The following is a 25,582-nucleotide window of genomic DNA, read 5'->3' as shown; positions in this document are numbered from 1 at the left end:
ATGGAACAGCAAAAAAAGCCGCTAGTTTATTTGTGATAAGCTAACGGCTCTATTGCCAATCTATTTTTTAGTACAATTAGAAATTAGTTTCAAAGATTATGTTTGACGTAATAGGTTTCCAAGACTTGCATGATGGACTCGATTTTAATCGGTTTGCTGACGTACGCATCCATGCCTGCCTTCAAGCATTTATCCTTGTCTCCTCTTAACGCATTGGCAGTTACCGCAATAATATACGGACAACTCTCGGAGTGCAAAGAATTTTTAATCACTTTTGTCGCTTCGAATCCATTAAGCCTTGGCATATGCACATCCATGAAGATAATATCATATGAATTGTGTTTTACCGCTTCGACTACCTCAATACCGTCCGCCACACGATCCACAAAATGTCCTTTTTTCTCCACAATTCTGCTAAGGACAAGCTGATTCACCTCATTGTCTTCTGCGACTAATATTCGCAAGGCTGAGGTTCTGCTCTTCTTCTGCTGTTGATCCAAGCTGTTGCTTTCTTCACCATTATTTAATTTGAATTGGGCAGTAAATATAAATATTGTACCTGGTTGATCCGAATCCTCAATCCAAATCTCGCCCTGCATAAGCTCCACCAGTTTCTTGCTAATGGCTAGGCCAAGACCGGTACCTTGAGGTTTGCGGGTCATAAAATTCTCCAGTTGGTAGAAGGGTTCAAATAATTGTTGTCTCCTCTCAGCCGGAATCCCAATGCCCGAATCCTTTACCTGAAAATAAAGCTTCACGCTATTGCTAGACTGCTCCTTAACCCCAACTTTAATATCCACGCCGCCTTCTGAAGTGAATTTGACCGCGTTGCCAATGATATTGGTAAGCACTTGTTTCAGTCGATACGCATCACCATATACCGGAGTTGGTATGACATCTTCTGCGCACATACGAACATCCAGTTTTTTTTCAATAGCCAGTGGTTTTACGATTTGTACCGTCTCGGTCACGATTTCTACGAGATCAAAAGGATCTTCTACCAGATCGGTTTTGCCTGACTCGATTTTGGAAAAATCAAGAATATCATTAATGATCGCCAGCAAGGAATCTCCACTCTTCTGAATGATTTCAATATATTCCTTTTGTTCCGCGCTAAGTCCAGGAGTATCCAATAGCAAATCCGTCATCCCAATTACACCGTTCATAGGTGTGCGGATCTCGTGGCTCATCATCGCCAAAAATTCACTTTTGGCCTTATTCATTCTCTCCGCTGTCTCTTTGGCAACAAGCAGTTTCTTCTGCTCCATGATATCCTTCGCAATCAGGTAAAACCCGACATTGGATTTATTTACAATGATTGGAGCAAGCGTAGCCAAGACTTCGGTCTCAGAGCCATCGGTGTGCCTTACAGCGTTGATTTCCTTTTCAGCCATCTCATAATTACTGCCCAAGATCAGACCCAAATTGTCGGCTCCGATAAATCTGCTTATGCTTGTGCCGATCATCTCAGCCACGGGACAGCCCGTCATGTTCACCGCTACGGGATTGGCATTCATAATATTACCATCCATGTTAAACGAGATAATGGCGTCATGATTGTATTTTTTAAGCGAAGTGTAGCGCTCCACAGATTCCTGTAATTTAAATTCGATGCGTTTGCGTTCAGTTATATCCTGTAGTGTCCCGTTTAGCTGGACTGGCTGATGATTCTCATCGAACGTAATCAATCCACGCAAGTGAAGATACTTCTCACTTCCATTCGTACTAATGTGCTTGTACTCGAAATCTAGCGCTTTCCCTTGTTTTACCCATTCCATTTGTTCGTATAAGGAGGCTTTATCCGCAGGATTAATCACATTAGCTATATCGCTTGCACGATATGATTTTCGTGTACGTTCGAATTCAAGAATCTCAAAAATCTGATCTGAAAGAGCGATCTGGTCATTGACCATATCCCATTCCCAACTGCCAATTAAGGCGATGCGTTCAGCCTCTGCACTGATGTCTTTATGTTTTTTCCGTTCGGATACATCTCGTCCAATTGAAAAAATCTGCACTCCATGCTCAGCATCTCCAAAGACCTTGTATGTGGTTTCAAACCACAGATAATGCCCATCTTTATGACGGACCCTAGTATTCAACAGATTACCCTTGGTCAAGTCCATCTTTGAAATCCGTTCCAGATCTTGTGGATGAAAATATGCATCATTATTTTGACCAATTACTTGTTCTGGCGAATAACCCAGTAAACCTTGAACGGAGGGTGAGCAGAATCTACAAACACCCTGCTGATCGGCAATATAGATGATCTCCTGAGCATGATCTGTTATAAGTTTGAACATCTCTTCACTATGCAGAAGCTTTTGTTCAGACATTTTGCGGTCAGTAATATCAACAATATGGCAAATAAAGTAAATCGGTTCATCCGTAATTTCTCTACGAACTAATGTAACATGCAATGACGTCCATAAGATGTCACCATTTTTATGGATGTAACGCTTTTCGTATTGATTTTCTTTTATTTTACCCTCAAATAGGTCGTAACTACAGATCATATCGTGTGGTGAATCATCCGGATGTGTAATATCCTGATACGTAAGATTCATTAGTTCATCACTTGTGTAACCTAGCATACAGCAAAAAGCAGGGTTCACTTTCATCCATTGCCCCGTCGGAGCAACGAGTGCAATCCCAATAGGCGCTTGGTTGTAAATCTGCTCGAACAATTCATGATGATCGACCTTTTGAACCTGCATTGTAAGCTCTCCTTTTGGCATATAAACTCCATCTAAAGATTGTCGAAATCTAAGATTTTTCCTGATAAAAGATCTTCTATAATAATTAGTCGGTTTTAAAACAACAGTACCTGCTTAATACCCAGAATTTCAATCCTTGAAACAAAACTTTCCAAGAAATTTGTGTCTATGAAGGCAAACAAGGCCCGGAATCCATCCTATGGAATCCCGACCTTTGTCGTTATCTATCATTATAAGTCATATGCAATAAGGCATCACGAGAAAAATGGTTTATCGCTCACGAGCCACAAGATAATCCAAAAGATGTCTCAAAAATGGAATAGATTTCGGCAACTCGTTTAATGCATCTGTAGCAAGACAGTAATGTTCCCACATCTCTTTCTTCGCGCCTTCATCACCCAGGATGGACACAAAGGTTGAATTGTTGTTCCGCTCATCCTGACCTGCAGGTTTCCCAAGAATGAGATGATTTCCCTCGTAATCCAGCAAGTCATCCTTGATTTGGAAGGCGATCCCCGCATGATAAGCGAACTTTTTCAGCGTTGCCATCTCCGGTTCCTTCACTTGAGCAAGTATGGCTGGCATGACCAGAGCAGCTTCGAAGGCAATGCCTGTTTTGTAAAAACAGATCATATTCAACTGCTCAAGCGTTAACACTTTGCCTTTGGAGTTCAGATCCATCGCTTGCCCCATACACATATCCTCAGCTTTTTCAGCCGAATATTGAATAAGAGTGAGTACGGTTGCTGCATCAAAGCGATTCAATGAGGATTGTTCTCCTATCGCCTTCTGAATGAGAAACAGACCCGTAAGCTCTGCTGTGGCGCTATTGTGTACCTGATGCAGAGTGGAACGTCCACGCCGCGTCGAAGCATTATCCTGCGTAGGCAGATCATCAAAGATCAGGGAAGCAGTATGCATGTACTCCAGCGATCGTAGCAGCGGAACAATAGATGATTCGGGTAGGCCATACTCGCGCACACCCATAACCCAAGTTAATATGGGGCGTAACCTCTTTCCGTCTCCCTGCAAGCTATAATTGGCTGCATCGATCAGCGTTTCTTTCATCTCATGAAGTCCACCGGGCTTCGCAATCTGCAACTCCACATTAATCTGTTCGCGAACTGTTCGAATGGTCTGCTTGAACTCCTCTTTCTCCTGCTTGTCATGTTTCAACTGAAGCACAACCTGATCCCGTAACAATTTATCGAGAAAATCAACGTCATCTGCTTTTCTCACCATCTGTTGAACCAGTTGATTGAATTCAGGCTGCCCCGAGGCAAAGATCGTCATTACTTCATCATATTTCTGCTGCCCCAACCGTTCTTTACAACGCTTCAGACCATTTATAGCCCGATCCAGGATGACCTCCCGGGTCTTGGCGTCCGAGTTGTATATATCGTGGATCAGGTGAGAGATGACTGCCCAATACAATTCATATGGATTAATCAGATCAGGGCGCAAATCACGATACTTCAAATAGTACGTATAAGGAGTTACAGCCCCTTCTTCCATATCGTCAAACATATCGGCAAAATCATCTGCCAGCTGATTATATATCCCGTAATAGAACGTCCGCAGATCAAATCCTTCATCCACTGGTGCACTGAGTACAGACCGGACAATTAATCGGGAAGACGAAGATTTAATAATAATTGGAATGTACAATTCTTCATTGGTATAATTCGCATTGGCTAATTTCTTGTTGCGATCCATCTCTTGAGACTGAAAGAAAACATAGGATTGCTCTAGGAACGCGCGTTGTTTCTCTGGGTGCTGGTAATTCTTGATGTACTCAAATGCTTCCCGAAGCTCGGAATGCACATATTCAATCACTTCAAGGTTAGCACCTTTCCATTCTCCGAGATCAGGTACAACCCCGGTAAGAAGTGCATCGCGTATCATCAGGGAATATTGTTCCTTTTCCTGAGCAGTCAAGGCTTGAGAATCCAGCAGGTCATCCACAAATGGATACGTCAAACCGTAGGAATAACCGAGTCTGATCGCCGCATCGAATCTTCGGGCCCGTTCCTCAGGTGGGGTCTGCTCGTTCATCTCATCGTCCACATGAAGAACCACGCCGAGAATAATTTTGATAAGCTTCCGCTGCGCCTGCTCTGCATCCAGCTCCTTCGGGATGTTGGATGCTACGTTCTTTAATTTGTTCATCACCCAGATGACAGCCGTTTCAATGTGCTCCTTCTGCCCCCACCGGTACAGCGCAGCCAGACTGATGTAATCGGGCTGCCCGTTGCGCCCAGCGGCAGAGCCCATAAAATATTTTTTGGTATTCTGGACAACGTGCTGAATTCGGGTCTGGGTATCTGGAGAATCAAGGGCTTGCCCCAGATCTCGCATATAGATATATGAAATACTCCGATCCAGGTAATCATCCAACTTTCCAGTTGTATTCAGCCAATGGATATATCTATGCACATCCCGGGGATCGGGTTTTCGTTTACTCGGTGACAAAAGAGAAAGCCAGGCAAAACGATGAATATGTTTTTTTTGCCACACATGAATATCTTGGGTAAGTATAGTTGTATACGTATTATCCATAAGTTGCTGCCTAAGAGCAGTAAAATACTGAGATGCTTTCTGTTCAGCTAGCCGATATCCTGCATCAGCCTGTTCTGTAAGTACGTTATTCATAGGGTGGATACCTCAACTTCTATTAATGTTAAACATGTATCCATGAAAGGAGATGAGGTGCTCCATGGACGAAAACTGAACTCATTTGATGGTGTATCCAACGTGTCAGCTCATGTTCATAACCTTTATACGGTGATCCAACCGTTTGGTTACGAAATCGTCACTGTTCATTCTACGTACGTGATTTTACAGAATGGAAGACCAGACTTTGACCGCTGTAATGGCGATAAGTACAATTAATGCATACCGAAGTATCCTCACATTGATCATCGAACTAACCTTAGAACCAATGGAAGCCCCCAGCATACTACCAATCACTGTATAGATAATGGGTTCCAGCGGAATGTCTCCACCCGTCAATTTCCCTATCACACCACCAATGGCCGAGATAAATACAATTGCCAGTGAAGATGCAATCGTCGTTCGCACGGGGATGTTAAGGATCGTCAGCATTATGGGAATAAGGATAAAAGCACCACCCGCACCCACAATTCCTGATACAATGCCTACTGCAAACGCAGTGCCTGCTGCTATCCATCGGTCGAACACCAAAGGAGCCGAGGTATCAAGCTTTCCTTTTCCAGGAATCAGCATGAGCACAATCGCCAGAATTGCCAAAATACCATAGATCAGATTAATAACCCTTCCATCCAAATGACCTGAGACGAACCCGCCAATCAGACTGCCAGCAAGAATGCTGGAGCCCATGTAGAGCACCAATCCGCGGTGAACAAATGCCCCACCACTTCTCCCCGCTTTTACTTTTCTCCGGAATGCAACAACACCGGCCAGTGAAGCGAAAAATACTTGAAACATACTAATCGACGATACCTCATGGGCTGAGAATGGCTCCAGTCCCATCCAGGATGGAACATATAACAGTAGCGGATAATTGATAATGGCCCCACCAATACCCAACAAACCGGAGAAAAATGAACCGACCAGACCGAGAATAAACATGATGATAAAAAGCTGAAGATCCATCGGTTATGCGCTTCCTTTCGTGCCAATATAAATTTCATTTCGATCCCCATCTAAAGTGCTATACAAGGCGAATATTATCCGTTATAATAAAAACCAAGTAAATTAATCCGAAATGAGTGATTAAGCATGTTTAACGTGTTGAAGACTCTTTTTGAAAATAAATGTCCACAGTGTAACGAAAAATTACAAGTTCATAATGATGCTTTGTGTTCAACCAAAAGCTGTTCTCAATGTCATTACAAAGAAGAGAGCTATGGCTCTCTTGGAGTTCGAATTGTATATGACACCACAAAATGATAAAAAGCTATAGCCTTGTTAATTGTATCATGATCTCTGAATTTTCGGGATAATTCGACAAACTTATTTCCACCTCCTATGCCACGATTCCTTTATAATGAAATACAAAAACGGTGCAAAACGAATAAATCGTTTTGCACCGTTTTTTCTGTTTATTTGAGGAGACTTCCCTTCCTTCTAGAAGGGTTACTTATTTGGTTTTGAAGCTGAGGAAACCATCATCTACTGCTACGGTTGTACCATTCATTGCACTTGCTGCATCACTGAAGAGGAATGTAACCACACTGGCTACTTTCTCTGGCTGAATAAGTTCTCCACGCATATGTTGAGTAGCAAGTGCATCTTTCATGGCTTGGTCATCGCCAAGAATCGGTGTTTCGATAAAACCAGGCGCTACACCAACGACACGAATTCCATGCTCCGCAAGTTCCAATGCACCAGACTTGGACATCATTACAACAGCCGCCTTGGCTGCATTGTAGTTGAAGCTGCCTACTGCAGCAACACTTCCATAGATCGAAGCCGTATTAACAATGGTACCTTGTACATTTAATTCAACCATTTTTTTCGCGCCATAATACATCCCATAATATACACTGTGTTGATCTACATCAATGACTCTGTGATAGGATTCCGGGTCCATCTCCAGAAATGGCTTCACAAGTCCAATGCCTGCGTTATTGAAAATACCGCTTAACGTACCGTATTGCTCAACTGTCCAGTCGATCAGGGCTTTAATCTCGTCCCCTTTGGATACATCCACTTTATATGCGCCCGCTGTTCCGCCTGCTGCTTCAATCTCTGCCGCAAGCTTCTTCGCTCCGTCTTCATTATAGTCAGCGATAACAATAGTCGCACCTTGATCCGAAAGTTGAAGGGCTGTTTCTTTACCAATACCACTAGCTCCACCAGTAATAATGATTACTTTTCCATTGTGTTCGGTCATGACTCAGTTCTCCTTTGTGGCAAAATATATCAAACCCTGGCTCATATTCATCTCGTGATTACTTGCTATAGTCTAGCTCCTGTGACATTAAATATGCATGAGTCAACGGAAAATAAAAAAAGCGAAGATATCAGAAATTCTATCCCTTCGATATCTCGCCCTTACAAAAAATGAAAATTCAAACTGAGTGGTCTCTACATATTGAAAATGAATTCAACTTATTCCCCCTGAAGTCCACTAAGCGGATCTTTCAGGTTATTGATGTTGGTGATCAGTTCAGGAATGCCCGTCTTCTCCCAATTTCCCACCGTAAACCCTTGCTCTGTAATCGTATTCTCGAAATGGTCCACAACTTCCGTTAATTGCGTATTGTATCTGACCAGATTCTCATGAATGCTCTCACCGATCGCAGGAGCAGTCAGCTGAGAAAATTCGCTTGCTTCTGCTTGAATCAGATCGATTTTCTCCTGAATCTGAGTGGTTATCTCCGGATTGTTCACTGCACCTGATGCGAGCTCTTGCAGATCTGCGCCGGCGTTCGATACCTGTTCTATATAATCAGTAGCCCCACTAACATAATTTAAACTTTCATTGGCTTGCTCCACGACAGAACAGGCCGAAATCAAAAGAATACTTGATGCGATAAGGCCTGTCATCATTAATGTGTGCCTTCGTTTTCTTTTAAACATGATCATCTCCCTTTCTCCTATTCTAAATCCTTGTTCCAAGTCCATGATACCTGTTTAGACTGTTTTATTGCAAATGGATCTGCAGCCAGCGTTATTAACATGTATAATAGTAAAATCACACGGTAAAGGGATGTCATGATAATGCTTCAAGCCTTGAACCAACGCTTGAACCGCATCATGCCACTGATTACCCCAATCAGCATTATTATTGGCGTGTTATGCGGGAGTTTCCTTTCTTCTTATACCTTTTTATCTCCTTGGCTCTTTGCGTTCATGACGTTCGCTGGAAGTATCAGTCTTGGGATACGGGATTTTGTCAATGTACTGAAGAAGCCGTTCCCCTTGTTTGTATGTCTGTTTATTTTGCATTTGGCGATGCCTCTAATTGCTCTCGGTATGGGTCATCTGGTGTTCCCTACAGATGCGTACACTATAACGGGTCTGGTTCTGGCAGCCGTTATACCAACTGGAATAAGCAGCTTCATCTGGGTCAGCATCTATCGGGGCAATATCGCACTTACGCTTTCCATCATCCTGATTGATACGATGCTTGCTCCTTTCGTCGTTCCCGGCGTATTATCTCTGTTGATTGGCACCAGTGTCACCCTGGATACAGCTGCCATGATGAGCAGTCTGTTCTGGATGATTGTAGTGCCATCCCTGCTCGGTATGCTTTTGAATGAGTGGACCAAAGGCGCCATTGTCCCAGTCTGGGGACCGAGATTGAATCCATTATCCAAATTGTTTATGGCATCCGTCGTTGCAATAAATGGATCTGTTGTTGCCCCATACTTGGCCGATTTCAACTGGAAATTGGCTGGTCTTGCGGTCATCATTATTTTCCTGGCATCTTTCGGGTATGCACTAAGTTATTTTATTGCTCGATTGTTGGGATGGAATGAGGCCGACCAGGTAGCTCTCGTGTTTAATGGAGGCATGCGTAATATCAGCGCAGGTGCAGTACTCGCTGTTTCGTATTTTCCGCCACCTGTTGCTGTCCCGGTTGTGCTCGGCATGGTATTCCAACAGATGCTTGCTTCCCTGACAGGTTATCTGCTCGGTCGTCGCTCTCAGCTTCTGCATAAGTCGGATAAGACATCTGCCGCCTAACAACATACTGGAATGTAAAAAACGCCGACATGATTGTCGGCGTTTTACATTGGATTGCTTTTATTACTAATATCGCTACGATACAGCTCCGCTTCGTAAATCTAGTCATTCGTTTCTGTCTTTACAAATCCACTTTCATATTACCTAGCATCTGGGCAACTTCAGGGTCGTCAATCTTCATGAATAGACTTTCCTTGGTATCCAGCGTGGAAATGGTTGCGATCTCTTCCGGACTCAGTACAAAATTGAAAATATCAAAGTTCTCGATAAGCCGCTCTTTGCGTACCGATTTTGGAATAATCACGATGTCTTGTTGCACAAGCCAGCGGAGTACAACCTGGGCGATGGATTTGTTATGTCTCCCGGCAATGGAAGCCAGCACTTCGTTGCTAAATAAATTGTTGCGACCTTCCGCAAACGGTGACCATGACTGGTGTTGTATGCCCTGTTCTTTCATAAAAGCAGCACTATCGACCTGCTGTTGAAACGGATGTGTTTCGATCTGATTGATGGCAGGCACAATTTCGTTATGAACAATAAGATCCATCAGACGGTCTGGCAGGAAGTTACTGACGCCTATTGCCTTGATCTTGCCCTCGCGGTACAGTTCTTCCATCGCACGCCAAGACCCGTAGTAGTCACCAAAAGGCATATGAATGAGGTACATATCCAGATAATCGAGCTGCAGCTTACTGAGCGATTTGGCAAACGCCAGCTTGGTACTTTCATATCCGGCATCCTGAATCCATAGCTTGGTCGTGATAAACAGTTCTTCCCGAGGTATGCCACTGCGCTTGATCGCGCGTCCAACTGCTTCTTCGTTCAGGTATCCGGCGGCCGTATCAATTAAGCGGTAACCTGCCTTCAATGCTTCATATACCGTGTTCTCGCATTCATCGGCATCAGGAACCTGGTAGACACCAAAGCCGATGATCGGCATTTTCACTCCATTATTTAAAGTTACAGTTTGCATATTAACGCCTCCTAAGGTTCTATTGTGAATCGCAAGTCTTCACGTATTGCTGAAATTCAGCAAAAAAAGCAGTTGTTCCACTTCCGTCCGACTTGCGTTACAATAACCCTAGCTCCTTCGTGTTAGACGAAGTCAAGCGGTCTCCATTATATTTTTTACGAGGAGGATTACATATGTATACGGTTCAGGATGCTGCCCATCTTACAGGACTCACAGAGCACGCGGTACGCTTTTACACGGATAAAGGTTTGGTTCCAAGCATTCAACGCAATAAAAATAACATTCGGGTGTTTGATGAGGAATCCATCAACTGGCTGCATGGTGTCAAATGCCTCAAACAGACTGGCTTACCGATTTAGAACATTAAAACATACGTCGATCTCTGTCTTGAAGGGGATTCAACCGTTGCACAGCGATTCGCACTTATGATGGAATACAAGGAAGCAGCGCTGATTCAGCTTGAAGAAGCCAAGAGCCGGGTTGCTCATTTGGAAGAGAAAGCACGTCAATATCAAGCCATTTAGGAGCAACGCATCCCGGATATGACCAATCCTATTCATTGGGAAACCAAACGCGACGAAGAAGGTAGCTGTCCGGCTTCTCGGCTAAAGAGTCGTATTCTTCCTGAATCCGAAGCTTCGAGTCCGTGCCCGGCAGCTGCGCAGTAAATAACGCTGACAATCCTGTCGGCGTTTTTCACTTTACATATTTTATACCACTCCATGACTCCACTCCGTTTTCCGGATATAGCCCACAAAAAAAACCATCAACAAGTGATGGTTTTCATCTAATCATTCTTTGCAGAAATCTGTTGCTGTTCATGATTCTTTGATGCTTATTTCGGTTGAATGTATCCTTCGGCTTTGAGCAATTCAGCGATCAGAACCGCACCACCTGCCGCTCCGCGGAGCGTGTTGTGGGACAATCCAACGAATTTGTAATCATAGAGTGAATCTTCGCGCAGTCGGCCTGTCGATACACCCATTCCGCGTTCGATGTCACGATCCAGTTTTGTCTGTGGTCTGTTCTCTTCTTCAAAATACGTAATGAACTGTTTTGGTGCACTTGGCAGAGCCAGTTCCTGCGGACGACCTTTGAACTGCAACCAACGCTCCAGAATTTCGTCTTTGCTTGGTTTTTTCTCAAAGTTTACAAACACGGTAGCCAGATGACCATCCGTTACCGGTACACGAATACATTGTGTTGTAATCAATGGAGCAGAAGCTTTGACGATCTGATTGTTCTCGATGCTACCCCAGATCCGGAGTGGTTCCTGTTCACTCTTCTCTTCTTCACCACCGATGTATGGAATGACATTATCGAGCATATCCGGCCAATCCGTAAAGTTTTTACCTGCTCCCGAGATGGCTTGATATGTGGAAGCAACGACCTGAGTCGGATTGAACTCACGCAAAGCGTGCAATGCTGGCACATAACTCTGAATGGAGCAGTTTGGTTTTACGGCAATGAATCCGGTTTTGGTACCCAGACGTTTGCGTTGAGCTTCAATCACGTCCAGATGTCCCGGGTTAATCTCAGGAATTACCATAGGTACATCTGCTGTCCAGCGGTGAGCGGAGTTGTTGGATACGACAGGTGTTCCTGTTTGGGCATAAGCCTCTTCGAGTGCTTGAATCTCATTCTTTTTCATATCAACCGCGCAGAAAATAAAATCAACCTGGCTGGCAAAAGCTTCGACCTGCGAAGCATCTTGAACCACGATTTTCTTCACCGCTTCCGGAATAGGAACTGCGAGTTTCCATCTGCCCTGTACGGATTCTTCATATGTTTTACCTGCCGAATTGGCGCTTGCAGAAATAGCTGTTACTTCAAACCATGGATGTTGATCGAGCAGGTCTACAAAACGCTGACCTACCATTCCCGTTCCACCGACGATACCAACTTTCAATTTTGCTGACATTCAATCATCATTTCCTTTCGGTGTGAGTTTCCTCTTATTAAACACTATTCAGGCAATTCCAAAGCGTGTAGTCACAGCCCCGAAAAAACCAAAAAATCCCATCCCCAAGACAATAGTCTCAGGGACGAGATTGAACTCTCGTGGTACCACCCAGATTCGCTGATATGTCACCATATCCGCCTCTTCAAGTAAAGGTTACACAACCATGTTGCTGTTGTATACCTTCCTACTCTAGCTCTGTAACAGGAGCGCCTGTCACACCATCCCTTAATGCTAAGTTCCGATGTGCTGCTCTGAGTCTTTATTCAATAAAAAGTTCTTTACTCCTTTTCAGCTGCCGGAGCTCTCTTTGAAAGAATGGTTTTTATCTACTCGTCTCTTCGTCGCATTTGATATTGCGATTATAATATCAAAATTACCGTGATGAAGTAAACATATTTTTTTGGCTATTAAAATTTATTCGTGATTTCCTTACTGTTTGTTGGCAATAATGGCATACGTCCCCAGTGGACTCCCAGGGCCCAACGCATGATGTGTTCTGAGTAATTTCAGTTCGGAAAGAAGAAGTGTTTTTACTTTGTCCGGGATCGGAAGCCGTTTTATTTCCTCAGGCGCTTCTGCCAGTGTCATTTCAGTTTCCCAGCGACCGTCCTGCAGCTCGGAAGAATGGATCGAAATCTCTTCCTTCATCATCCAGCCTGACGCAGTGACAAGCTCCTGAATATCCTCCGGTGTAAAAAGCGTACGCACATTGGAGAAGCTGTTCTCCTTGTAACATTCAACCTGGGACTGAATGAGAACGGATAACCAATGCGAGAGCTGGCTCACATCTGTTACTCGTGCATCCCATTCGGCAAAACATAACTGATGTCCCCACGTCCTAACCTTGCTAAGAATCCGGGCGAGTTCGTCAAACGATTTCAAGTACCAGGAACAATGGGATAGTACAATCACATCAAACTCATTCTCGGCAAATTGAACCTGATCACTTAGAATGTCGAACTCATAATCCATTCGAATTCGGTCACCCAGCGGAGATCTCCGCAGCTTGGCTGCCGCTTCACCTACGGTCAACGGTGTACCATAATCCTCTGGTGCAATATCTACACCATGAACGTACCCATGCTCCCCCACCAGGTGTGCAAGCACGGCTGTTGTATCTCCCTGACCACACCCGATTTCCAGTACACGGTTACCTTTCTGTATTCCCCAAAAGTGTCCCAGTTTCATCCGATGCTCGGTCTGAATGTACTGAATGGCGGCGTTGTCCTCGACGTCCATATACTTAATAAGGTCCCTGATGATAGTCTCATTCATGATTCCTCACTCCTCCAAGAGCAACTTGAACTTCTTGCTCATTGTAGCGTTACTGGAAACATTGTACAATGCTGGATTCGATGAAAGGACCATGTGCGAAGGAAAGGCTCTCTTGTTGCAGCAGATGTGGGCCTCTGCTTCATATCAATGCCTATACCCACTGGGTTGCAAGCTTTTGAAGATAGGGTGTCAGCATGGGCTGTAATTCCTTGCGCATCAATCCGATCTCCAAGATCGCCTGAATATATCCGAATTGATCGCCAATATCGTAGCGACGTCCTTTCAGTTCAAGAGCTAACAACTCCTCCACCTGACTTATTTCTTTCAAGGCATCCGTTAACTGATATTCCCCTCCAGCCCCTCTCTCGATCTGATCCAGGATGGGAAAGATGGAAGGTTTCAGAATGTATCTTCCCATTACAGCTGTTCGGGATGGTGCTTCTGCAAGGGAAGGTTTTTCGACCAGATTGGTGACTCGGTGAACCCGGTCCTCTGCACCAGCCGAATCAATAATGCCATATTTGCTCACATTTGCCGCGTCTACCTGACGGACACCGATGATCTGGCTGCCTGTCTTTTCATAGAGATGAACCATCTGGGCAAGTGCAGGCGGATCAGACACCATAATGTCGTCGCCGAGCAGTACTGCGAAGGCATCATCTCCTACAAACTGCCGTGCACATCCAATGGCATGCCCCAGACCCAGCGGTTCTTTTTGACGAATAAAATGAATATTGGCCATCTCGCTGATCGCTTGCACCTCTTCCAGTAAAGACTGTTTGCCCTTGGCATATAAAGAATGTTCAAGTTCAACCGATTTATCAAAATGGTCTTCTATGGATTTTTTGTTGCGTCCAGTCACAATGAGGATATTCTCAATGCCTGACTGCACTGCTTCTTCAACAATGTATTGGATGGCCGGTTTATCCACGATGGGTAACATCTCTTTAGGCTGTGCCTTCGTTGCTGGCAGGAAACGGGTTCCGAGACCCGCTGCCGGAATAACGGCTTTTTTAATGCGCATTTCATCATACACTCCTTTCATTTGCTTCATATAACTAATATTTCATACTGCGCGCAGCTAAGCTGCTATACGAAACACCCAATATCTACTAGCCATATAGTTCAGGACCATTCCTATTAATGTCGCCAGGATCTTGCTCATCACGAGACTCCAACCCAACACATCGTGCAATGTCATCAGAATGAGGGCGGATAATGCAAGAACGATGAGATTGGTGATTAGAAAACGAATAAGTTTCGCTCTATCGTTACCCCCTCGCGTCGCATCTCGAAAAGTCCACCTGCCGTTCAGCCAATAGCTGTTCGCAATACCGCAGCTATATGAGATTACTTGAGCCATCAGAACTGGTACACCGACCAGTGCGAGTATAGCAAACACCGCCGCATCCACTGCGGTATTCGCAACACCCACAATACCGAACTTGAAGATTGTTACCAGACGCTTAGTCATGATGAGCAACTCGGGCTGTCAATCGGGATTGCACTTGCTGACTCTCGGCCTGAACCACGTCTCTTACAATGTATAGTGGACGCGCCTTGGTCTCATCATAGATTCGGCCAACGTACTCGCCCAGAATGCCCAGCATAATCAGGATGAATCCGTTAAACATCAACATGATACTCACAATGGAGGGCCATCCTTTAATCGTAGAATCCGTAAAGATGGCTGAACCAATAACCGTTAACATGTAGATGAATCCACCTACCGACAGGATCGCACCTACATATCCTGCCAGCTTGAGCGGTTTATGAGAAAATGACGTAATGCCATCCAGGCTCAGCTTCAGCATGCGTTTCAGCGGATATTTCGTTTCACCTGCCAGACGTTCATCCCGTTCATATTCAATAGCCGTCTGACGAAATCCGACCCAACTGACCAACCCGCGCACAAATCGGTTTTTCTCCGGAAGACGTTTCATTTCATCACATACTTTGCGGTCAATGAGGCGGAAGTCTCCGGTGTCTACCGGGATATCCGTATCCGTGGAGGCACGAAGTAGACGATAGAACAGACTTGCCGACCATTTCTTGAAACGAGTTTCCCCGCTTCGTCTGGTGCGACGGGCATATACGACTTCATAACCCTCTTCCCATTTGGCGATCATATCCAGTATCAGTTCGGGAGGGTCCTGCAGATCCGCATCAATAATAACCACGGCATCCCCCGCTGCATAATCCATACCTGCTGTTATCGCAATCTGATGTCCGAAGTTACGAGCAAAATCAATCAGCTTCACACTCTCGTCCCAACGGGCGTAATCACGAATCATCTGTGCACTTCCATCCACGCTGCCATCATTGATAAACAGCAGTTCATAACTCTCTCCTGTGCTGCCCATGACCTTCTTCAGACGCCGATAAGTCTCTTCGATCACCGCTTCCTCGTTATACATAGGAATAATAATGCTGTATCGGTACGCGTGAGCCATGTTCGTCCCCTCCCTTTTCCAATGGACTTCGTTCGAGATTTTCATTACAGTTTATAATTTCACTTCGTACAAGGTCGTCTGTCCGCCGAATCCAAAGCCAGCTCTGTTTCCGGTGTCTCCGTTATCCATAGATCCGCTGTCGGTGCCTGTCTTCCATTCTGAAGTTGGAATCTCGGTTCCATGTTCTTTAATCCAATCGGTAATTTCCGAGTTTCCTCCACGGCCACCCATGCCACCAACCATGAAATATTTCACTTGCCCGCTCTTGACGAGTTCCTCAAGTTCCTCTGTGGTGTACACCGGGTCTGATCCGGAGAAACCGCCAAGCGTAATCACTGCTGCTTTCTCATCGATGATATAAGGCGCTGCCTGATTATAGTCCGTAGTGGCGAAGAGATACGTTTCGCCCGTATTGTGCTCTTTCAGATAATTCAATGTGGCTGTATCCACTTCTTCGTTACGGTTACCCATTCCACCTCGGCCACCCGTTGCAGGCATTTCTGTATCTCCTGCACCGTTACCCATCGGCATGCCCATTCCGGCTCCACCAAACATGCTACTGGAACCCGTAGGTCCTGCTGCCGGAATCATACTGTTGCCACCATAAGTAATTGGGGTGAATGCCCAATAGATTGGACCAATCAGCATCACCATGAATCCTGCGATAATGAAGCCCTGTTTCCATCGATGTGTGCGATGAAGCATAACGACCAGAATGACCGTAACCAGAATGCCTGCGATTAATTCACTAATCGACCATCCTGCACCAATCGTATCGTTATACACCTGCATGATATACCAACCGAACAGCGTCGTAAGCAGTACGGACACCGGAAGCAACCATGCCTGCCATCCGGTGCGATCACGATATAACTTCCACATCGCTACAAATCCTGCGCCAGTCAGCGCTGCAATTGGAGGTGCAAGCATAATCAAATAATATTGATGGAAGAACCCTGCCACACTGAAAAAGGCAGCAACCGGAAGCAGCCAGGCCAACCAGAACAAGGCCTCCTTGTGCTTGTTGGTTATATTTCTCCGTCTTAACCCTGCAAATATGGCAATGCACCCAAGCAGCACAACTGGCATAAGCCAGCTAGCTTGACCTGACAGTTCAGTCTGGAACAGACGCAGAGGACCTTTCTCCCCCGTACCAAACATGCCTCCCATGCCTCCGCCACCATTACCGCCAAAATTTCTTCCGTTTGGCATTTCCATATCATTTGACATCTGTCCGTTAGGGAAATTGCCATTCGCCCCATTTATTCCGCCCATGGCGTTCCTGCCGTTTGAAGCATTTGAATTATCGGTATCCGGTGCATTGGCATCTCGTCCAGCGCCAGGAACACCACTATCCGTCTGATTAGGCGCAGAGGTCGAATCCCCACGACTGCCACGATTATTTCCCTGTCCGATCCCATTTGGCATACCAGCGTTACCTGAAGTATTCTGCTGACCCGTTAGACGAGCCAGGCCGTTGTATCCAAATGCCAGTTCCATGACCGAGTTCGTTTCACTGCTGCCGATATAAGGCCGCTCGTCTTCGGGTATGGAATCCACAGTGACGGCCCAGGATAAGGAAACGACCGCCAGAACCGCTGTACTGCCGATCATCAGGATGATCTTCCTTCTCCATTTCGCCTGAAATGCGAGCAAATAGAACAAATAAAAAGCCGGGAGAATCATGTAGGCTTGAAGCATTTTCATATTAAAGGCTAAGCCGATTAACCCAAAGGCAACCAGTATGCGCCAAGCACTGTTTTGTTTGCTGCCTTTGAACAAAAACCATGAACCCAGCAGTAGTGTAAACACCAGCATGCTGTCAATATTGTTGGTCCGGCTGACTGCCGCCACGACAGGCACAGTCGCCATTGCAAGCGCCGAGATCCGTGCTGCTGCAAGACCGTATGTAGGTTTCACCATGAAATAGATCAGGAGCACCGAACCGATTCCTGCTAATACCTGTGGCAAAATAACACTCCATCCGTGCAATCCGAAGACATAGGCAAAAGCCGTCTGAATCCAGAAGACCACAGGTGGTTTATCTACAGTGACGGAGCCTGCCGAGTCTAGTGAAGCATAGAAAAAGTTATGGAAGTTGCTGAGCATACTACCAACGGCAGTCGTATAGTAGGAATTGGCATATTGATCGTTCCAGATACCGTATCCATTCAGAAACGCCGCCAGTAATACAATTGGCAGAAGGACAAAATCCATCCTTCTTTTGGTGTTATTCAATGTTAATCACTCCTTCAAAGTTCTTCATGTCTACTATTCTGACATGCCAAAATAAAACTGGGATGAGTGTCCGCTGAATGTTGTCTGAGGATAATTCATAATCCTTTCAGCTAAATTTCAGTTTGGCAAGCGATAATACAACATATAGTCCCTCTCACTTGAGGGAGAATTAAGATGGAAGCAAGCAAGGAGGAACCCCGCATTATGAAGCTTAGCAGCGGAATTAAAATACTATTGGCTGATGATGAACCACATATTTTGCAATTTCTGGAGCTTGGATTAAGCAATGAAGGCTTCGATGTGCGTACGGCACCGGATGGAGCGGCTGCGCTTGAGTTGGCACTTGAATTCAGGCCACATATGGCTATTCTGGATATCATGATGCCAGAGATGGATGGATTCGAAGTGGTCGAGCGTCTTCGTAAGACCGGAGCTCAGATTGGTGTTATTATGCTGACAGCGAAGGACGAAGTCGAGAATCGGGTTAAGGGCCTTTGGCTGGGGGCTGATGATTATATGATCAAACCCTTTGCCTTCGACGAGCTGCTCGCTCGAATTCAGGCCAGACTGCGCAATCAATTTCCTTTATTAATAGGAGCCGTCACCCACGGCCCATTCCGAATTGATGATCAGCGCAAAGAAATCACCTATCAGAATCAGGTCCTGGAGTTATCTCCAACCGAATACGAACTGTTAAAATTTATTGTGCTTAATCATGGGATCGTACTTAGCAAAGCAACCATTTTGAGCCGGGTATGGGGGTATGATTTTGGCGGAGAAGAAAATATTGTGGAGGTATATGTTCGCTCCTTGCGTGACAAACTCGGGGACAAAGAGCATAAACTCATACGCACGCTTCGGGGTGTCGGGTACAGGGTGGACCTCTGATGAACTCACTGCCTAAGAAAAATAAACTTCGTTTAAGACGTCTTCACCAATGGATCTGGCCCCGTTCACTGCGTTCTCAATTGCTCTCACGTTCTCTGTTCGTGCTTGCTGGGTTGCTATTGTTAATCGGTATCCTGCAATTCTGGATCATGGAAAGCTTTCTGTATCGAAATCAGGCAAAAACCATGCAAGAACAGCTCATGTCCATGCCCCCGGTGTGGCTTGGAATCCAGTCACGTAGTGGCTCTTCCAACAATCCTTTTGGAGGACAGGCAGGTAACGGATCTGGCAATCGGGTGCTATTTATTCCGGACCGGTCACTGGCGTTGTTTGATAATCAAGGTACGTTCGAGGATGTTTTTGGGGAAGACGGTCTGAAAGCTCCTCATCTATCAAGCGTTGAATATCAAGACATTACAGCGGAGTTGAAAGAACAAAAACATATTCCCTACCGGATCGTAACGGATAGTCAAGGGAATGAGCAATTGATTGTATTCGCCTCACCAGGTCCACGCAATCGGGGCTTACCCATGGTCCAGATGGGCACAGCTACAAAACCACTGAAAGACTTGATTATTAAACAGCTTCTGATCTTTCTGATGTTATCACTGTTGGCCATGGTAGCTGGTCTTATTCTATACACTAAGGTATTACGCCGGACATTGATTCCCCTGTCCAACATGGTTAATAAAGTTCAGCAGATCGATGCAGGCAGCCTTGCAGAACGCCTTCCCGTCGTTCAGGGACAAGAGGAAGTGGATCAGCTCGCCGTTTCATTTAATGGGATGCTTGAAAGGTTGGAGAACTCGTTTGAAGCGGAGCGGGAATCGAAAGAGCAGATGCAGCGTTTCTTGTCCGATGCTTCCCATGAGCTTCGTACCCCGCTTACCTCCATTCACGGCTTCATTGAAGTTCTACAGCGGGGAGCAGCGACCAATCAGGATCAATTGTATAAAGCACTGGACAGCATGCATGGCGAATCGGTACGAATTAACAAGCTCGTTGAAGATTTACTGCTCCTGACCAAGTTGGACCAGGCTCCGAAGCAGGAGCGTGAGGTCATTCAGTTGGACAGTCTGTTGCTCGAAATGCAACCCCAACTTGCGATGATGGCTCAGCTGAGGTCCATTCATCTGGACTTGACGGCTGCGGTCCATATACTGGCTGACCCTTATAAGCTGAAGCAGGTTGTGCTGAATCTGTTCCATAATGCGGTGCAGCACACCGATCCAGAGCATGGAGCCATCTCCATTACGTTGTATGCCACGCACCATAAGGCTGAATTGTCAGTAAAGGATAACGGTACAGGTATTGAACCTGCACATCTACCCCATATCTTTGAGCGATTTTACCGCACAAGCAGTTCTCGTTCGCGCAAACAAGGTGGTGCAGGTCTCGGTCTAGCCATTACCCGCTCAATTGTGGAGTCGTATGGTGGGAAAATTACAGTACGAAGTCAGGTAGGCGTGGGAACTGAATTTATGATTTTGATGCCGCTATATAAGACTGATGTCTGAATTGAGGTAGACTCCGGCTTTTCATTGCCATGAAGAATCCCCCATCATTTCAATTAAGAAACGAATGGGGGATTGTTTTTTGTATCTGTTTGATAGAGTGAAGAGTAGTAGTCCATTTTTTACCGGCTAACGAATCTGACGCGTCTTATTCGAGGCTTGAAGCACCCGCAGAAACTAATGAACCTGAGCCACATTATATTAGAATAAACAGCAGTTTACAGCGTTTTTGTCAGGGGATTTTGAGAAATAGCGTGTCTGATGTTCTTTATATTTTTATAAGATTACCTACAGGCCGAATAAGACGTCCTGTGTTCGTTAGAAAAATGTCTGGCCATTGACCAAAATCAGTCAGAATGAACTCAAAATTTTTTAGCCCCTCATACCCATTATCTTATGGATTACCAAGGGTATACGCCATTCTCATCAAGGAACTCCCCATTATGGCGTTTACCATCTGTCGCATAACGCACGATAATCGCAGCGCCGGCTTCTTTTGATTTACCGCCTTCGGCATTGCCGTTAAGATCTGTTGAAGTGAATCCGGGCGTGACTGCAAAGACTTGAGCTCTGCTGTTTTTGACTTCATAGGCCATGGAAAGAGTCATGGCACTGTTGGCCGTTTTGGATGAGTTATAGTCGAAGGCATTTAAAGTGAATTCCGCATTTTGCATATGGTCCAGAGATGCCATGTCGGTCGAAACATTAATGATTGTGCCTTCATTATCTTTGATTAACGGGAACAAACGCTGATTCAAACGGAACGTGCCGAAAAAGTTCACTTCGAAGGCGTTCCGCAGGTCTTCCTCTTTCGTATCCGTGAAGGAATGAGAGAATGCACCAGGCATACCTGCATTATTGATCAGAAGGTTTATTGAGGGATACTTCTTATAGATCGTATCAGCTGCCAGTTCGATACTCTTCATGTCGATCATGTCGATCTGCACAAATTCTACATCCAATCCCCTGGAAGTTAACTCCGAAACAGCTGCTTCCCCCCGTTCGACACTCCTTGCGCCAAGGATAACTTTCCAACCAGCTTCACCCAAATGTTTTACAATTTCATATCCAATTCCTTTATTTGCTCCGGTTACAAAAACAGTCTTTTTCATGTGAATCCTTCTTTCCGTCATTAGATTTTTATTTAACAATGTATAAGTTACTATGCTACACTTAGTGCAGGTCAAATTTTTTTTATAAAAAGGTGGATTCACATGTTAACGATTGGAGAAGTAGCCAAAAAAGTTGATATCTCGATTGGAGCGATCCGCTTTTATGAAAGAAAGGGACTGCTGAAACCCGCTGCACGAAATGAGCAGAATAACCGCCTTTATTTGGAGGATGATCTGAACTGGCTGGTTTTTATCAAATGCCTTCGTGAAACGGGGATGAGTGTGGAAGACATCAAAAAGTATTATGATCAGGTCAATGAAGGAACCTCCACGTTGAAAGAAAGAACCAGGCTAATTGAGGATCAAAAGCAAAAGTTGCTGAATGATATCGAGGAAAAAAAAGCGCAGCTTGTTCATTTGGATCACAAACTGGAACGCTATTATCGCGGAGAAAATTTTTAAAATAAGCCTTGTCCTATAAATTAAATGAAAGAAAAAGATCAGGCAGCCAGCAATAACTGTCTAGCCTGATCCAAAATGTTAATGTTATAACGATTCTACATGGGACTATGTTCTATCAAAAATGACCTTCATGCTTACACAGTTGATAATGGTGATAAGGTTCATTCTCGATCTCGATCAAATTTAACCGTTCAAAATTACATTTCTGTATCACTTTATTGGATGCTTGATTGGTAATCAAAGCGATGGCATTTAATATTTCAACGTTTGTATGTTTAAACAAATACTGTGTCATCCCTTTTACTGCCTGCGTTGTATAGCCACGATTCCTGAAGTGTTTCGAAATACCGTACATAATCTCCCGATTGGGTGCTGGCAGTTCGTCCTTGGTCCCTGAGCAGCACCATCCTATGAACTCATCATTCTCTTTCAGTACGATAGCCATACGTAAGTATAAATCTCCAATATCCCCTCCCGCCAATACTGCTTGTTTAAAACGCTGATTCTCAGGGATTTCATATTCGGTGAGCCACAGGGTCCTGTCTTCAATCGTAGCGTTCCATCCGGGTAACATTTCATACACCTCAGGTTGCCACGTAATTTCTTGCAGTTTCTCTAAGTCCTCAAGTCGATACTCGCGCAAATAAATATCCTTGCAATCAATGATTAATTCATCACTTGAAATGGTTTGTTTCATAAGGTTCCCTCCACATACTGATTTACGTTACTTCATTATAGAATTAGTGTCGTGAACCATTGCCTTAAAGGCAATGCCTTGATATGTATAGCGTCAGGATCTTGGGTTTTTTCCAGTTGGGGAAAACACTCTGGATATTGAGCCAAATATTCGCTAACACACCATCGAACCGACCAGTTAATATCTGTTGACCAATTTATCCATTTATGTATTTCCTCCTTTGGAGCATTTTGCAATAATCCATGCATATACCATCCACGCACTCCCCCTTCTGTTTCATTCATTAAATACATCCAATACAACTTTCGCTCTCGTTCGTTCATCGGTTGGCCGAGGGTCGATACTGCAATTTTACGAACAATAGCGGATGAATCCTTAGTGAAGCTCCACAACTCTTCACGTGATAATCCTCCCCTCTCCACTAAAACTGTTAAAGAGAGCGCTCTTTCGATATCATCCATTGAATGAATTGTGTTATAGGGATTTTGATTTTTTATACTTACCATGGGTAAAGTTTTTGTTATGTAGCTTGGCTTATCTGCCCTGTCCATATAACGAATTGTATTCTCAACGTTAATTCGAGGAGCCAGGTTATCATCACCCTCCAGTGGTTCTCCATGCTCGACTAATAAGTGTCTTAGCATCTCAGAACTTAAACTCGGAAATCGGGAGAATAGATGAGCCGCAACACCAGCAACAAGGGCAGCCGCTCCAGATGTGCCCCCATAAAAAGATACACGCCGAGTAGATTCTTCAATTTCACAAAAGGGGATCGTAAGGTCTAGTCTGGGCGCTAATACATCTGGTCTGTAGTGACCATCTCCATTTCTGCCATAAGGTTCATCAGGGAAAGGAGCGTGTAATGAACGATCAGCATTTCCACGATCCACGTAGCCGCCTACTGCTAAATACTGTATTGGAGGCATGATGTTATTTAAACGTGTATTCCCATTCGAACAAATAACCAAAATGCCCTGTTGCACAGCTGTCGCCAATGCTTTAACCGTTGAGTTTTCACTCGTATTTTTAAGATAAACTTCATTATCTAATGCCTGCCAACCAGTGCTTAAAATAATTTTTATATTCCATTCGAGCCCATGTTCAAGAATCCATTCCATTCCTTTTTTCAGACGTTCTCCTTCTCCAGTTGTAAATGCCCCATGATCTAAAACGATAAATGTTGCTGCTGGTGCAATCCCGACATGAATCTGTCCCTCTAATAGAATAGGTTCATGAGCCACAGCTAATACACTCATAAGGCCATGCTCGCCTTTCCGATTATCCTCCTCCCTGTTCATAGATGAAATGTCTCGCATAGTGACAGTCATATTTTCATGTACGGTAACACATTTAATTCGTGTATTTAAGTGATGTACGAGATGATGTGGTTTAATTGAATCGATAATTACAATCCCCACACCCAGACCAGAAGTATGAAAATCAGGCTGTTCAGCAAAACCTAACCTTTTCCATGTCGGATCGGGTATTGCTCTATCCACACGATCACCTCAGATTTTGATATCATTAGAATATACTCTCACCTTTAGCTTAATGTACATTACCATTTATCCAATGATCATTGGCAGACTTTAAGCACCTAGTGATCTTATATATGTTGGAATCAAACAATCAAACAAGCCCCTATTTTTCCACAAACTCGTCTTTGGTTAATCCAAAGAGAATTAGATCTTGGTATTTTCCATCCGTATAGATCACCTGGCGACGCACACCTTCCTGAATACATTCAAGTTTTCTCATCATGGCTGCAGAAGGTTCATTTCCTTCGAGTACAGAGTCATTGAATTTGTTGAGCCTACGCTCGAAGAAGGCATACTTCAGCAAAATGCGAACAGCTCTGGTTCCGTATCCTTTTCCTCGATGATCCCTGTCAATTTGAATGCCAATGCTAATGGTACCGTTTCTCTCATCAATGCTGTTCAGGTTCACACCTCCGACATTCTCACCATCCATATTTACAATGGTAAACATGATCCGTCCTTTGGCTAAAGAAAAATCAGAGAAGTTTTCCGTGAAATTCTTAGCCTCACCATGAGTTGGAGGTGATTCTACTGCACACTCCAGCAACCGCCCATTCCGAATCCTCCGCCTACTCAACCAAATTTTTACTCCGAGCTACAAATATAATAACCCATAATGTGGAATTGGAGGAGATTTGTTTTTATTGAGCACAAACGAAAATAGCCCCCGAACAAGATAAAACCTGTCGGAGGCTGCGCTCTATTTTATATCCATATCACATTACGATTCTTCCGTGTATTGAGGTTTGGACACATTATCCGGAACCGTTTCGTCAAAAACATCCTGACCCGGATAATCCCGTACTTCTCCCTCGTGAAGCTCATGATTCTCATAATCAAAACGATGTGCAGACCTCTGATCCGCCCGCCACGGAGAACTTTTCCCAAGAGACTCGGATAACAGAGATGAACCGTAAGGACCCTCCGGGAATTCTTCGAGTGTGATATCGTTTCGCTGCGACTCCACCGTAGACACATCGGTATATTCTTGTCGTTCTTCACGCAAAAACTTATCTTTCATCGTTTATCCCTCCTGATCCACTTCCAGATGATTCATGCACACTTATTGTGAGC

The 25,582-nt window shown here is 44.6% G+C and carries 21 protein-coding genes, 1 pseudogene and 1 other annotated feature; of the genes and pseudogenes, 5 read left to right on the top strand and 17 right to left on the bottom strand.

All coding sequences use genetic code 11. The features are described from left to right. Positions 1–89 precede the first annotated feature (89 nt). The 5 genes from MKZ12_RS13675 to MKZ12_RS13655 form a co-directional block, all read right to left on the bottom strand. A complete protein-coding gene (locus MKZ12_RS13675) occupies positions 90–2,717 on the bottom strand; it encodes a PAS domain S-box protein (RefSeq protein ID WP_339260890.1) in 2,628 nt (875 codons plus the stop codon). 270 nt (positions 2,718–2,987) lie between these two features. Continuing rightward, on the bottom strand, positions 2,988–5,369 hold the full coding sequence (locus MKZ12_RS13670; protein WP_339260888.1) for a polyprenyl synthetase family protein: 2,382 nt from the start codon (positions 5,367–5,369) through the stop codon (positions 2,988–2,990). A gap of 186 nt (positions 5,370–5,555) precedes the next feature. Next, entirely contained in the window at positions 5,556–6,353 is a 798-nt protein-coding gene (locus MKZ12_RS13665) for a sulfite exporter TauE/SafE family protein (protein WP_339260886.1), read from the bottom strand. Positions 6,354–6,840: 487 nt separating this feature from the next. Next, on the bottom strand, positions 6,841–7,596 hold the full coding sequence (locus tag MKZ12_RS13660) for an SDR family NAD(P)-dependent oxidoreductase (protein ID WP_339242297.1): 756 nt from the start codon (positions 7,594–7,596) through the stop codon (positions 6,841–6,843). A 218-nt stretch (positions 7,597–7,814) separates the two neighbouring features. Beyond that, a complete protein-coding gene (locus MKZ12_RS13655; protein WP_339260884.1) occupies positions 7,815–8,285 on the bottom strand; it encodes a DUF6376 family protein in 471 nt (156 codons plus the stop codon). A gap of 141 nt (positions 8,286–8,426) precedes the next feature. Here MKZ12_RS13655 and MKZ12_RS13650 point away from each other — a divergent pair, with 141 nt between their 5' ends. Further along, positions 8,427–9,395: a bile acid:sodium symporter family protein gene (locus MKZ12_RS13650; protein WP_047842786.1), complete on the top strand. Its 969-nt coding sequence runs from the start codon at positions 8,427–8,429 to the stop codon at positions 9,393–9,395. A 121-nt stretch (positions 9,396–9,516) separates the two neighbouring features. On the opposite strand, the gene MKZ12_RS13645 is transcribed toward MKZ12_RS13650, so the two are convergent. Then, on the bottom strand, positions 9,517–10,368 hold the full coding sequence (locus tag MKZ12_RS13645) for an aldo/keto reductase (RefSeq protein WP_339260882.1): 852 nt from the start codon (positions 10,366–10,368) through the stop codon (positions 9,517–9,519). Between the two features lie 173 nt (positions 10,369–10,541). On the opposite strand from MKZ12_RS13645, the pseudogene MKZ12_RS13640 reads away from it, so the two are divergent. Beyond that, positions 10,542–10,889: pseudogene (locus MKZ12_RS13640) on the top strand (MerR family transcriptional regulator); the annotation flags it as partial. 314 nt (positions 10,890–11,203) lie between these two features. On the opposite strand, the gene asd reads toward MKZ12_RS13640, so the two are convergent. From asd to MKZ12_RS13610, 6 genes are all read right to left on the bottom strand, one after another. Further along, positions 11,204–12,289 carry an aspartate-semialdehyde dehydrogenase gene (gene asd, locus MKZ12_RS13635; protein ID WP_339260880.1) on the bottom strand — a complete coding sequence of 362 codons (1,086 nt, stop codon included), beginning with the start codon at positions 12,287–12,289 and terminating at the stop codon, positions 11,204–11,206. A gap of 117 nt (positions 12,290–12,406) precedes the next feature. Continuing rightward, positions 12,407–12,682, bottom strand: a binding site (T-box leader). 78 nt (positions 12,683–12,760) lie between these two features. Further along, positions 12,761–13,606 (bottom strand): class I SAM-dependent methyltransferase, encoded by an 846-nt coding sequence (locus MKZ12_RS13630; protein WP_339260878.1) that lies wholly within the window; start codon positions 13,604–13,606, stop codon positions 12,761–12,763. A 151-nt stretch (positions 13,607–13,757) separates the two neighbouring features. Further along, entirely contained in the window at positions 13,758–14,630 is an 873-nt protein-coding gene (galU, locus tag MKZ12_RS13625) for a UTP--glucose-1-phosphate uridylyltransferase GalU (RefSeq protein ID WP_339242284.1), read from the bottom strand. 57 nt (positions 14,631–14,687) lie between these two features. Continuing rightward, the gene (locus MKZ12_RS13620) at positions 14,688–15,080 is read right to left on the bottom strand and encodes a GtrA family protein (RefSeq protein WP_339260876.1); all 393 of its coding nucleotides are present in this window, start codon (positions 15,078–15,080) and stop codon (positions 14,688–14,690) included. After that, a complete protein-coding gene (locus tag MKZ12_RS13615) occupies positions 15,073–16,059 on the bottom strand; it encodes a glycosyltransferase family 2 protein (RefSeq protein ID WP_339260874.1) in 987 nt (328 codons plus the stop codon). Before MKZ12_RS13615 ends, MKZ12_RS13620 begins: the two co-directional genes overlap by 8 nt. A gap of 51 nt (positions 16,060–16,110) precedes the next feature. Beyond that, entirely contained in the window at positions 16,111–18,276 is a 2,166-nt protein-coding gene (locus MKZ12_RS13610) for a glycosyltransferase family 39 protein (RefSeq protein ID WP_339261408.1), read from the bottom strand. A 225-nt stretch (positions 18,277–18,501) separates the two neighbouring features. Between MKZ12_RS13610 and MKZ12_RS13605 the strand changes: the two genes are divergently transcribed. After that, a complete protein-coding gene (locus MKZ12_RS13605) occupies positions 18,502–19,185 on the top strand; it encodes a response regulator transcription factor (RefSeq protein ID WP_339261406.1) in 684 nt (227 codons plus the stop codon). Then, positions 19,185–20,702, top strand: a complete 1,518-nt coding sequence (locus MKZ12_RS13600) for an ATP-binding protein (RefSeq protein ID WP_339260872.1) — start codon at positions 19,185–19,187, stop codon at positions 20,700–20,702. The genes MKZ12_RS13605 and MKZ12_RS13600 overlap by 1 nt, the downstream gene beginning before the upstream one ends. 398 nt (positions 20,703–21,100) lie before the next feature. Here MKZ12_RS13600 and MKZ12_RS13595 read toward each other — a convergent pair whose 3' ends face one another. Further along, positions 21,101–21,811 (bottom strand): SDR family NAD(P)-dependent oxidoreductase, encoded by a 711-nt coding sequence (locus tag MKZ12_RS13595; RefSeq protein WP_339260870.1) that lies wholly within the window; start codon positions 21,809–21,811, stop codon positions 21,101–21,103. Positions 21,812–21,913: 102 nt separating this feature from the next. Here MKZ12_RS13595 and MKZ12_RS13590 point away from each other — a divergent pair, with 102 nt between their 5' ends. Next, a complete protein-coding gene (locus MKZ12_RS13590) occupies positions 21,914–22,273 on the top strand; it encodes a MerR family transcriptional regulator (RefSeq protein ID WP_339242273.1) in 360 nt (119 codons plus the stop codon). Positions 22,274–22,388: 115 nt separating this feature from the next. Here the strand turns inward: MKZ12_RS13590 and MKZ12_RS13585 are convergent, their stop codons facing one another. From MKZ12_RS13585 to MKZ12_RS13570, 4 genes are all read right to left on the bottom strand, one after another. After that, positions 22,389–22,970, bottom strand: a complete 582-nt coding sequence (locus MKZ12_RS13585) for a GNAT family N-acetyltransferase (protein WP_339260869.1) — start codon at positions 22,968–22,970, stop codon at positions 22,389–22,391. Between the two features lie 35 nt (positions 22,971–23,005). Then, positions 23,006–24,469 (bottom strand): S8 family serine peptidase, encoded by a 1,464-nt coding sequence (locus tag MKZ12_RS13580; protein WP_339260867.1) that lies wholly within the window; start codon positions 24,467–24,469, stop codon positions 23,006–23,008. Between the two features lie 142 nt (positions 24,470–24,611). Beyond that, positions 24,612–25,055 carry a GNAT family protein gene (locus MKZ12_RS13575; RefSeq protein ID WP_339261404.1) on the bottom strand — a complete coding sequence of 148 codons (444 nt, stop codon included), beginning with the start codon at positions 25,053–25,055 and terminating at the stop codon, positions 24,612–24,614. A 174-nt stretch (positions 25,056–25,229) separates the two neighbouring features. Further along, positions 25,230–25,529, bottom strand: coding sequence for a hypothetical protein (locus MKZ12_RS13570; RefSeq protein WP_307537017.1), 300 nt, complete (start codon positions 25,527–25,529; stop codon positions 25,230–25,232). Between the last annotated feature and the right edge of the window lie 53 nt (positions 25,530–25,582).

Source organism: Paenibacillus sp. FSL R5-0713, assembly GCF_037973325.1.
GTDB lineage: Bacteria > Bacillota > Bacilli > Paenibacillales > Paenibacillaceae > Paenibacillus.
The sequence above is the reverse complement of the archived record's forward strand: the minus strand, read 5'-3'. Positions and strand labels throughout refer to the sequence as shown.

Excerpts from the sequence above, each read along its gene's own strand:
- MKZ12_RS13585 (WP_339260869.1), bottom strand. The coding sequence starts at position 22,970 with ATGAAACAAACCATTTCAAGTGATGAATTAATCATTGATTGCAAGGAT.
- MKZ12_RS13660 (WP_339242297.1), bottom strand. The coding sequence starts at position 7,596 with ATGACCGAACACAATGGAAAAGTAATCATTATTACTGGTGGAGCTAGT.
- MKZ12_RS13670 (WP_339260888.1), bottom strand. The coding sequence starts at position 5,369 with ATGAATAACGTACTTACAGAACAGGCTGATGCAGGATATCGGCTAGCT.
- MKZ12_RS13590 (WP_339242273.1), top strand. The coding sequence starts at position 21,914 with ATGTTAACGATTGGAGAAGTAGCCAAAAAAGTTGATATCTCGATTGGA.
- MKZ12_RS13675 (WP_339260890.1), bottom strand. The coding sequence starts at position 2,717 with ATGCAGGTTCAAAAGGTCGATCATCATGAATTGTTCGAGCAGATTTAC.
- MKZ12_RS13645 (WP_339260882.1), bottom strand. The coding sequence starts at position 10,368 with ATGCAAACTGTAACTTTAAATAATGGAGTGAAAATGCCGATCATCGGC.
- MKZ12_RS13570 (WP_307537017.1), bottom strand. The coding sequence starts at position 25,529 with ATGAAAGATAAGTTTTTGCGTGAAGAACGACAAGAATATACCGATGTG.
- MKZ12_RS13620 (WP_339260876.1), bottom strand. The coding sequence starts at position 15,080 with ATGACTAAGCGTCTGGTAACAATCTTCAAGTTCGGTATTGTGGGTGTT.
- galU (WP_339242284.1), bottom strand. The coding sequence starts at position 14,630 with ATGCGCATTAAAAAAGCCGTTATTCCGGCAGCGGGTCTCGGAACCCGT.
- MKZ12_RS13615 (WP_339260874.1), bottom strand. The coding sequence starts at position 16,059 with ATGGCTCACGCGTACCGATACAGCATTATTATTCCTATGTATAACGAG.
- MKZ12_RS13650 (WP_047842786.1), top strand. The coding sequence starts at position 8,427 with ATGCTTCAAGCCTTGAACCAACGCTTGAACCGCATCATGCCACTGATT.
- MKZ12_RS13655 (WP_339260884.1), bottom strand. The coding sequence starts at position 8,285 with ATGTTTAAAAGAAAACGAAGGCACACATTAATGATGACAGGCCTTATC.
- MKZ12_RS13610 (WP_339261408.1), bottom strand. The coding sequence starts at position 18,276 with ATGGATTTTGTCCTTCTGCCAATTGTATTACTGGCGGCGTTTCTGAAT.
- MKZ12_RS13665 (WP_339260886.1), bottom strand. The coding sequence starts at position 6,353 with ATGGATCTTCAGCTTTTTATCATCATGTTTATTCTCGGTCTGGTCGGT.
- MKZ12_RS13605 (WP_339261406.1), top strand. The coding sequence starts at position 18,502 with ATGAAGCTTAGCAGCGGAATTAAAATACTATTGGCTGATGATGAACCA.
- asd (WP_339260880.1), bottom strand. The coding sequence starts at position 12,289 with ATGTCAGCAAAATTGAAAGTTGGTATCGTCGGTGGAACGGGAATGGTA.
- MKZ12_RS13595 (WP_339260870.1), bottom strand. The coding sequence starts at position 21,811 with ATGAAAAAGACTGTTTTTGTAACCGGAGCAAATAAAGGAATTGGATAT.
- MKZ12_RS13630 (WP_339260878.1), bottom strand. The coding sequence starts at position 13,606 with ATGAATGAGACTATCATCAGGGACCTTATTAAGTATATGGACGTCGAG.
- MKZ12_RS13600 (WP_339260872.1), top strand. The coding sequence starts at position 19,185 with ATGAACTCACTGCCTAAGAAAAATAAACTTCGTTTAAGACGTCTTCAC.